This window comes from Bifidobacterium sp. LH_512 (genome assembly GCF_056356435.1).
In genome coordinates this window covers 1-8790 of record NZ_JBKEUE010000006.1, presented here as the reverse complement: position 1 = coordinate 8790, position 8790 = coordinate 1, and the positions used below count along the sequence as shown (strand labels likewise).

Genomic DNA, 8790 nt, shown 5'->3' with positions numbered 1-8790 from the left:
AAGACCATCACGTTCACGGACAACTCCTACGCGAAATTCGCCGACACCGACCAGGACGGCACCGCCAACCAGCCTGCCGACCGTGTCGTGAAGCTGGCCCCGGGCGACAAGCTCGCCTCCTGGGAGATCCCGACCGACGCGAACGTGGACGACGACAACCTGCTTCAGGGCTGGTATGACTCCACCTCCGCCTCCCAGGCCGACTACGACCTGACCGCCGCGCCGGAGAAGAGCGTCACGCTGAGCCCGAAGACCGTCACGTCCTTCGTCGTCAAGTTCTCTGCCTCCGCCGGTCACAAACTGCTCGTTCAGGGCGGCAAATCCGGCGGCTACACTCAGGGCAGTGAGACGTATGACGTCGAGGTCGCGGAGAACACCGCGCTGTCCTCCTTCCCGGTCGCAGTGGACTCCGCCACTGGCACCATCGCCACTGGCGACAAGTTCATCACCATCTGGAACGGTACTGCCGGCGCTTGGAAGCTCGGCAACAAGGTCACCGCTGACCTGAACCTGACGGCGGACACCGCGAACGGCGCGTCTCAGGCCTATCAGGTGGACTACAAGGTCGACCCGGCGTTCTATCCGGTTGCCTCCAAGTACGTGCCGGAGGGCTCCTCCATCCCGACGCCGGACCTGTCCGAGATCGGCGGCCTGTACAAGGCCGGCAACTGGTCCTACACGGGGTCTGATTCCAAGCCATACGAATACGTGGACGAGAAGGTCGAAGCCGTCGACGCCGCCGAGGGCTCTGCCGACTACCGCGTGACCCTGTCTTCCGTGCTGACCCCGCTGGCGGCCGAGCAGGTCACGGTCACGTTCGACCCGAACTACAGCGGTTCGAAGACCACCCAGGTCAAGTACGACGAGGGCACGTCCGTGTCCGAACCGTCCGAGCCGACCCGCGACGGCTACGTGTTCATGGGCTGGTACAAGGACGCCGACGCCTCCAAGCAGGTCCCGGCCGGCACCGGCGCGAACAAGCTCAACTTCGAGGACCTGACCGCTGACGCCGATATCGTCTACTACGCCGGCTGGCTCAAGGACACCGTCGCCACCGACATCGTCGGCGCGAAGAACCTCACCCCGGACATGGTCGAGGCCGACGACGCGTTCACCACGAATTCCGTGAAGGCCTACACGAAGGCCTACGACAAGGCCGTGTCCGACGCCGACCTGACCGCCGCCGAGAAGGCCGCCCTGGCCGACGGCGCCTCCCTGTCCGCGATCGCGAAGTTCACGGACACCAAGAAGGCCGACGCGCTGCTCAAGGGCCTGCAGTCCGCCCAGGCCCTGCTCAAGGCCAAGAGCACCGTCCCGGTGTACCGCGTGTTCAACAAGGACACCAACAAGCACCTGTACACCACGGACGCGGCCGAGGCCGCCGCCCTGATGGCCGCCGGCTGGCGTGACGAGGGCGTGGCGTTCAACGTCGCGGCCGCCGTCAACAAGCACGACAACGTCGTGGAGTCCGGCATGTACGTCCCGGTGTACCGCCTGTTCAACAAGTACGACGCCTCGGGCAAGCAGATCGACCGCCACTTCTACACCTCGGACAAGGCCGAGTACGAGAAGCTGGTCGCGGACCCGAGCTGGCGTGACGAGGGCATCGCCTACTACGTGCGCACGCAGGGCGGCGAGACCGTGTACCGCGCGTACAGCTCCGACCGTTACGAGCACCTGTTCACCACGAACAAGACCGAGGCCCAGAACGCGGTGAAGCTGTACGGCTACCGTGACGAGGGCGTCGCCTTCAACGCCGAGTGAACCGGTAGCGCGGCATCGTCAGTGATGTAGCGTGCGAACCCTGAGAGGGGTTTCTCCTTGGGAATGACTTCCAAGGAGAAACCCCTCTTTTCGCGTATCCATGTCTTCATGAGATCGTCGATGTGACGAGATTGGATGCATAATTCCTGATACGCGAAAGGGTATTCCCTTTTGGATTTGATTCCAAAGGGGAACACCCTTCCGTCATGTCAGCGGACAGTCGGCCTCACGGCCGGCGTCACGGCGTCACGGCGTCACTTCTCGGTGTAGAAGCCGATGTTCTCGGCGCGGTACCAGCCCTCGCCGGTCGCGGTCGTCGCGGCCTCGTACTCCGCTTCGCTCGTGGTGAACAGGTGCTCGTAGCGCGACGGGCTGTACGCGCGGTACACGGCCACGCCGCCCTGCGTGCGGGCGTAGTACGCCACGCCCTCGTCACGCCATCCGGACTTCACCAGGTTCTCCATCTCGGACTTGTCCGTGGTGTAGAAGTGGCGGTTCGCCGGCTTGTCGTACAGGCGGTACACCGGCGTGTACAGGCCCGAATCCACCAGGTCCTTGTAATGGTTGCTGCTGGTGTCGTTCATCTGGTCCTCGGTCAGGTCCAGCGTGTAGTAGGCGATGCCCTCGTCACGCCAGCCGCCCGCGATCAGGCCCAGGGCCTCGGCCTTGACGGACGTGTACAGGTGCTTGTTGTCGGCCTTGTTGTACACGCGGTACACCGGGGCGGTCTTGGAGGTCTTCACGACCAGGAGCGCCTGCGCGGCCTGGAACGCCTCGGTCGCCTCGGTCAGCTCGTCATCGCTCAGCTTGGACGCGTCGGTGCCGTACTCGTCCACGGCGGCCTTGTACGCCTTCTCGTACGCCTTCACGGACGCGTCGGTGAACAGGTCCTTCACATCGGACTGGGCGGTGACGTCCTTGACGGCCTTGTCGAACACGGTCGTGCCGATGGCGGCCCAATGAGCGTACACCGTATCATCTGCGGTGAGCGGGAAGACGACTTCGCTGCCGCCGATGGCGGCGTCGTACCAGCCGAGGAACTCATAGCCCTCACGGACCGGGTCGGCCAAGGCGGCGACCTCGCCGTTCGCGTCCGCGTTCACGACCGTGCGCTTACCGCCGGTGTAGTTCTCATCGAACGTGACCTTCACGCTGCTCTTGGTCGCCTCGCCCCACACGGCCATCAGCGTCTTGGCCACGGTGACATAGGTGCTCCACGCGTACTCCGGATCGGAGGTCGAGGTGGTGCCGCTGCTCTTCTCAGTCCAGTACAGGAACGGACGGCCCTGATCGGTCGGGTCCGTCGGATTGGCCGGCTTGGAGACCTGGGTGCCCGCAGCAATGGTGTCGGTGCCGTAGGTGTCGGTATCGTTGTACTTGAACGTGACGACGACCGTCGACGGTGCGGTGCCGTACTTCGCGTACAGGGTGACGTCCTCCGTGGTGCCCGCGGTGAAGTCGAACGGCTTGTCGGACAGGGTGCCGTCGGCGGACTTCGTGTACCAGCCAAGGAACGGATTGCCGGAAGAAGCCGCACTACTCCAATTGGAGGTATCGATGCCCGACTCGAAGGCCTTGCCCGGAACGACGTAGTGAACGGTAGGCGCAGAGATCGCACTGCCGCTGTTATATCCGCCGTTGGCGTTGTAGGTGACCTTCACGCTCTTGTACAGCGGGTACAGGGTCGTGCTCGTATCGAACGTGGCGGTCGTGAAGTCCACCGCGGTGGACTCGTCGTTGTTCTTGGTCAGCCAAGCGGCCACCTGGTTCTGGTTCGTGTTCGCGTTGTATCCGACCTGCCAGTCGGCCAGCTTGTCGCCCGGAGCGATCGTCGCCGTGCCGTTCTGGCCCGCGCCGGTGAACGTGACCGTCACAGATCCGTTGACGGCCCAGTGGGCGAACAGGTCCATGTTGCCGGTGACCTTGGTGCCGGTCTTTTTGACGGCGCCGTCCACGCCGTAATCGGCCTGCGCATACCAGCCGGTGAACGTGTGGTTCGTTGTATCAGGCGAATCTGGGGTTACGTTAAGAATCGAGTCCAGGCTGGTGTCGTTCGGGATGTTCTCCAGGGTGACGTAGGCGGAGTCCTCAGGGCGTTCCTCGTTCTCGTACACAGCCTTGTCATCGCCTCCGGTGAGCGTAGTGCCGATGAGGGTGTTAACGGCACTGACGATGCCGCTGCCCAATTCGCCGCCGTTCGCGTTCACCGTCACCGTATACTTCGCGCCCTCCTCGGGCGTGAAGGCCGCGTTCGCGGTCGCGGCGGCCATGCCCATGGTCGCGATCATCGCGACGGAGGCCAGACCGGCGAGCGGGGCGCGCCAAATCTTCGTGTTTCCTGTCATCTTCAGAAAACCTTTCTTTCTAGGCCACGGGCCACGAAGAAAAAACCGCCAGCCACGCACAGAAAAGCGATGACGATGAACAGCGCCAGATGATGACACCATAGGGAGTAAACGGTGATGATGCGCAGAAGAAAACGACGACGGTTGCGGACACGCTCCCCTCAGGCCTTGGGAACACCGAAACGAGTCTTTAATCGGTTTCATGCCGCATGCCGTCGCGGAGGCGACGGGCGAACGAATGGAGCCTGAGCCGTTCCAGCCCCTCGATCTCCTCGAGCATGGTACGCGGAGGCCGTTTCTTCGACGACACCAGCCCGCGCATCACGGTCAGGGCCTTGCCCGGGTCGGCGTCATACACGCGACTCAGGAACGCGTCCGGCGACTCGGCTCGCAGCCCGTACCGGCCGATGACGTTCGCGGGGAAATCCCTGAGATTGAGCGTGACCACCACCGACGCGCCGGCGCGCCTAGCCGCGGCCACGACATGCCGGTCGTCCGGGTCGGGAAGATCGACGCCACCCGTCAGCTCCTCCCATCCACTGACGGAAGCGAACGGGAAGGCCCTGTCCATCAGCGCCGTAGCCCGCCACGCATCGGACTCCGACATGCCGCGCACCCGCATCATAGCGGCGCGAGCCTCGTCCATGATTCGCTCGGACCAGACGGGATCGTACAGATGCGCCTCGGCGAAGCACAGCAGCACATCGATCATCCACGTGGGAACGAACAGGTTCGCGTCGAGCAGCGCGACCTCGCACCCGTCACTCACCGAACCCGTCCAGATAGCCGGAATAGTCCATGTCATAGCCGCCCGTGGAGGCCGACAGTTCATGCAGGTCCTCCAACGCCTCGCCGGCGATGCGGTCCTGCCCGCGCCTGTAGGCGAGGACTTCGTCGACGTCCAGAAGCCTGCCTCCCCGTCCTGCCGTTCGGACGGCATGCAGCGCCCCCGCGTCGACCATGCGTTCCACCGTACGCGGGGACGCTTCCAGGATACGGGCTGCCTCCTCGACGGTGGCCAGACGCGACGGGTCCGCGCCCTCGCCGAGCACATAGGCAAGCGTCTTCTCATACAGTTCCGGGGTCAACGCGATGCGCGCCCCGTCGGCGCCCTGCAGGAAGGCACCCGACTTGCGTCGGGCCAGGGGACGGCGCCTTCTGACCGTCCGTGTCGATTTTGCCAGCATGGTCATGGCCGTCTCCTTTCCATCATTCACCATGATACCCGCGATGATCCGGTCCGGAAAGCGTCGATCGCTTGCGACTCGTATCGTCACCACTTGTTTCTGGACAATGCCGCCACTTATCTCCGGGCATCGTCGTCACTTGGCGTCGGACGGTTTCATCGCTTCCGGTCAGAGGTCGGAGTTGCAGGGAGTTTTTCTTTCGTGGCCCGTGGCCTAGAAAGAAAGGTTTTCTGAAGATGACAGGAAACACGAAGATTTGGCGCGCCCCGCTCGCCGGTCTGGCCTCCCTCGCGATGATTGCGACCATGGGCATGGCCGCGGCCACCGCGAACGCGACCGCGGGTGAAGCCGACGAGGTGATCCTGGACGCAAACAACGGCGTGTTCTCGAATCACACCGCTGACACGAGCGCCACCAAGCTGACTGTCCCCAACGCCGGTAACACCACGACTTGGCAGGACGACCTGTACTACGGCACCAGCAATGTGAACAAGCCGACCCGTGGCGGCTACACGTTCTCCGGCTGGTACACGACGAAGAAGGGCGGCTCCGCCGTTGATCCGAACGGCGACATCGCGGACGGCACGACCCTGTACGCGCACTGGGTGAGCACTGCCAGCGCGAACGACAGCACCGTCACGTTCGACCTCGGCACTTATGTCAAGGCCCCGACCGCTGTGGGCGATGTCGTGACCGCTGCTGGTACGGTCCTGCTGGCCTCCGGCGACACGCTGGCCGACTGGCAGGTCCCGAGCGAGGATGCCGCGGTCGATGATCATCAGCTGTTCGAGGGCGTGTGGCAGAAGGACGGCAAGGACGTCGCCGTCAAGGACATGAAGGGCGGCCAAAAATACACGCCGAAGACCGAGAACGCCACCGTCGTCTCCTATTACGCCGGTAATGGCGTCACCGTTGCCAAGACCCTTGACGGCGCGAAGGAAGAGTCGAGCAATCCGACCGATAGCGCTGCGGTGACGCGCGAATACAAGCAGGGTTCGACCTTCACCCCGCTCAGCTTCTACGGTGGAAGCGCCAGCGCTTGGACCAATCTCGACGTTGCGTTCAGCGCAGGCACCGCCAACAGCGACGGCACGGTGACCCTGCCGACGGGCTCCAACGACGTGACCGCCACGGTCTCGACGGCCAAGAACAAGGTCACTTACGTCATGCTGACCACGCACAACAACGCCGACAGCCCGGTTAAAGACAAGGTCGCCATGGTGCAGAAGGGCTGGACCGCGGACCCGTCCAAGCTGTTCGAAGCCCCGACCGAAGTCGGTTCCACCTTCATGGGCTGGAGCAACGAGGCGACGAAGACAAGCCGCGATGAGTCTAACTTGATCAAGGCCGGCATCATGAATGCGGACCTCCCCATGTACCCGTGGTTCAAGACCGACTCTTCCGTCACGATCTCGTTCGATCTGAACTACGACAACGCGGACGTGATTGACGTCGACGCCGATGCCAACGGCTACGTCGAGGCGCCGGCCGACCCAGTACGTGACGGTTACACGTTCGTTGGCTGGTTCGATACCGAAGCCAGCACCGGCGGCAACGAGTTCAAGCCGGCCGCAAGCTATGATGAGTCCGACGTGTACTACGCTCGTTGGCACGTGTTGGACTCCACGTACAAGAAGGCCACCAAGGACCTTTCCAACGAAACGGATGTGTTCACCAAGAACTCCCTGACCGCCTACGCGAAGGCGTACAACACTGCCGCCAAGAAGTATGACCTGAGTGGTGACCCGAACGGCTCCAAGCTGTCCGGCGACGAGCTGACCGAGGCGACCGAGGCGTTCCAGGCCGCCCAGGCCCTGCTGGTCGTGAAGACCAGCGAGACCGCTCCGGTGTACCGCGTGTACAACAAGGCCGACAACAAGCACCTGTACACGTCGAACTACGCCGAGGCCATGGCGCTGGTCGCGGGCGGCTGGCGTGACGAGGGCATCGCCTACTACACGCTGAACGAGGTCGGCGACCCTGAGTCCTCCACCCTGGTGACCTCCGGCCTGTACATTCCGGTGTACCGCCTGTACGACAAGCCGGCGAACCGCCACTTCTACACCAAGGACAAGTCCGAGATGGAGAACCTGGTGAAGTCCGGCTGGCGTGACGAGGGCGTGGCGTACTACGCCCGCACGCAGGGCGGCGTGGCCGTGTACCGCGCGTACAGCCCGTCTCGCTACGAGCACCTGTTCACCACGAGCGAAGCGGAGTACGAGGCCGCGACGACCGCCCAGGGCGAGGGCTGGTACCGCGCCGAGAACATCGCGTTCTACACCGAGAAGTGACGCCGTGACGCCGTGACGCCGGCCGTGAGGCCGACTGTCCGCTGACATGACGGAAGGGTGTTCCCCTTTGGAATCAAATCCAAAAGGGAATACCCTTTCGCGTATCAGGAATTATGCATCCAATCTCGTCACATCGACGATCTCATGAAGACATGGATACGCGAAAAGAGGGGTTTCTCCTTGGAAGTCATTCCCAAGGAGAAACCCCTCTCAGGGTTCGCACGCTACATCACTGACGATGCCGCGCTACCGGTTCACTCGGCGTTGAAGGCGACGCCCTCGTCACGGTAGCCGTACAGCTTCACCGCGTTCTGGGCCTCGGTCTTGTTCGTGGTGAACAGGTGCTCGTAACGGTCGGAGCTGTACGCGCGGTACACGGTCTCGCCGCCCTGCGTGCGCACGTAGTAGGCGATGCCCTCGTCGCGCCAGCTCGGGTCCGCGGCCAGCTTCTCGTACTCGGCCTTGTCGGACGTGTAGAAGTGGCGGTCGATCTGCTTGCCCGAGGCGTCGTACTTGTTGAACAGGCGGTACACCGGGACGTACAGGCCAGCTGTCACGACGCTCTTGCCCGCTTTGACGGAGGCGGCGACGTGGAAGGAGACGCCCTCGTCGCGCCAGCCGGCGGCGGTCAGGGCGGCGGCCTCGGCCGCGTCCGTGGTGTACAGGTGCTTGTTCGTGGCCTTGTTGTACACGCGGTACACCGGGACGGTGTCCTTGGCCTTGAGCAGGGCCTGGGCGGACTGCAGGCCCTTGAGCAGCGCGTCGGCCTTGGCGGTGTCGGTGAACTTCGCAATCGCGGACAGGGAGGCGCCGTCGGCCAGGGCGGCATTCTCGGCGGCGGTCAGGTCGGCGTCGGACATGGCCTTCTTGTAGGCCTTCGTGTAGGCCTTCACGGACGCATCGGTGAACACGCCGTCGGTCTCGACCATGTCCGGGGTGAGGTTCTTCGCGCCGACGATGTCGGTGGCGACGGTGTCCTTGAGCCAGCCGGCGTAATAGGTGACGGCGGCGGTGGCGGTCAGGTCGGTGAAGCCGACCTTGTTCACGCCGGTACCGGCCGGGATCTGCTGGGAGGCGGCGGAGCTGGTGTACCAGCCCATGAACACGTAGCCGTCGCGGGTCGGCTCGGACGGTTCGGACACGGACGTGCCCTCGTCGTACTTGACCTGGGTGGTCTTCGAACCGCTGTAGTTCGGGTCGAAC

General features: G+C 63.8%; 6 protein-coding genes. 2 read left to right on the top strand and 4 right to left on the bottom strand.

The genetic code is table 11. The annotated features are described in order from the left end of the window. A partial coding sequence (locus tag AC1AWD_RS08075) for an InlB B-repeat-containing protein (RefSeq protein ID WP_476565435.1) occupies positions 1–1764 on the top strand: 1764 nt, incomplete at its 5' end. A 254-nt stretch (positions 1765–2018) separates the two neighbouring features. Here the strand turns inward: AC1AWD_RS08075 and AC1AWD_RS08070 are convergent. The 3 genes from AC1AWD_RS08070 to AC1AWD_RS08060 form a co-directional block, all read right to left on the bottom strand. After that, positions 2019–4109 (bottom strand): InlB B-repeat-containing protein, encoded by a 2091-nt coding sequence (locus AC1AWD_RS08070; RefSeq protein WP_476565433.1) that lies wholly within the window; start codon positions 4107–4109, stop codon positions 2019–2021. A 190-nt stretch (positions 4110–4299) separates the two neighbouring features. After that, positions 4300–4914 carry a VapC50 family PIN domain-containing toxin gene (locus tag AC1AWD_RS08065; RefSeq protein WP_476565431.1) on the bottom strand — a complete coding sequence of 205 codons (615 nt, stop codon included), beginning with the start codon at positions 4912–4914 and terminating at the stop codon, positions 4300–4302. Then, complete coding sequence (locus tag AC1AWD_RS08060) at positions 4871–5329, bottom strand: helix-turn-helix domain-containing protein (RefSeq protein WP_476565429.1); 459 nt, start codon at positions 5327–5329, stop codon at positions 4871–4873. Before AC1AWD_RS08060 ends, AC1AWD_RS08065 begins: the two co-directional genes overlap by 44 nt. 203 nt (positions 5330–5532) lie before the next feature. Between AC1AWD_RS08060 and AC1AWD_RS08055 the strand changes: the two genes are divergently transcribed. Further along, entirely contained in the window at positions 5533–7587 is a 2055-nt protein-coding gene (locus tag AC1AWD_RS08055) for an InlB B-repeat-containing protein (protein ID WP_476565428.1), read from the top strand. A 254-nt stretch (positions 7588–7841) separates the two neighbouring features. Here AC1AWD_RS08055 and AC1AWD_RS08050 read toward each other — a convergent pair. Beyond that, positions 7842–8790: InlB B-repeat-containing protein (locus AC1AWD_RS08050; RefSeq protein WP_476565427.1), on the bottom strand; the 949-nt coding region annotated here is incomplete at its 5' end.

Bases quoted from the DNA above. Each gene is read 5' to 3' on its own strand.
- AC1AWD_RS08055 (WP_476565428.1), top strand. From the start codon at position 5,533: ATGACAGGAAACACGAAGATTTGGCGCGCCCCGCTCGCCGGTCTGGCC.
- AC1AWD_RS08070 (WP_476565433.1), bottom strand. From the start codon at position 4,109: ATGACAGGAAACACGAAGATTTGGCGCGCCCCGCTCGCCGGTCTGGCC.
- AC1AWD_RS08060 (WP_476565429.1), bottom strand. From the start codon at position 5,329: ATGGTGAATGATGGAAAGGAGACGGCCATGACCATGCTGGCAAAATCG.
- AC1AWD_RS08065 (WP_476565431.1), bottom strand. From the start codon at position 4,914: ATGACATGGACTATTCCGGCTATCTGGACGGGTTCGGTGAGTGACGGG.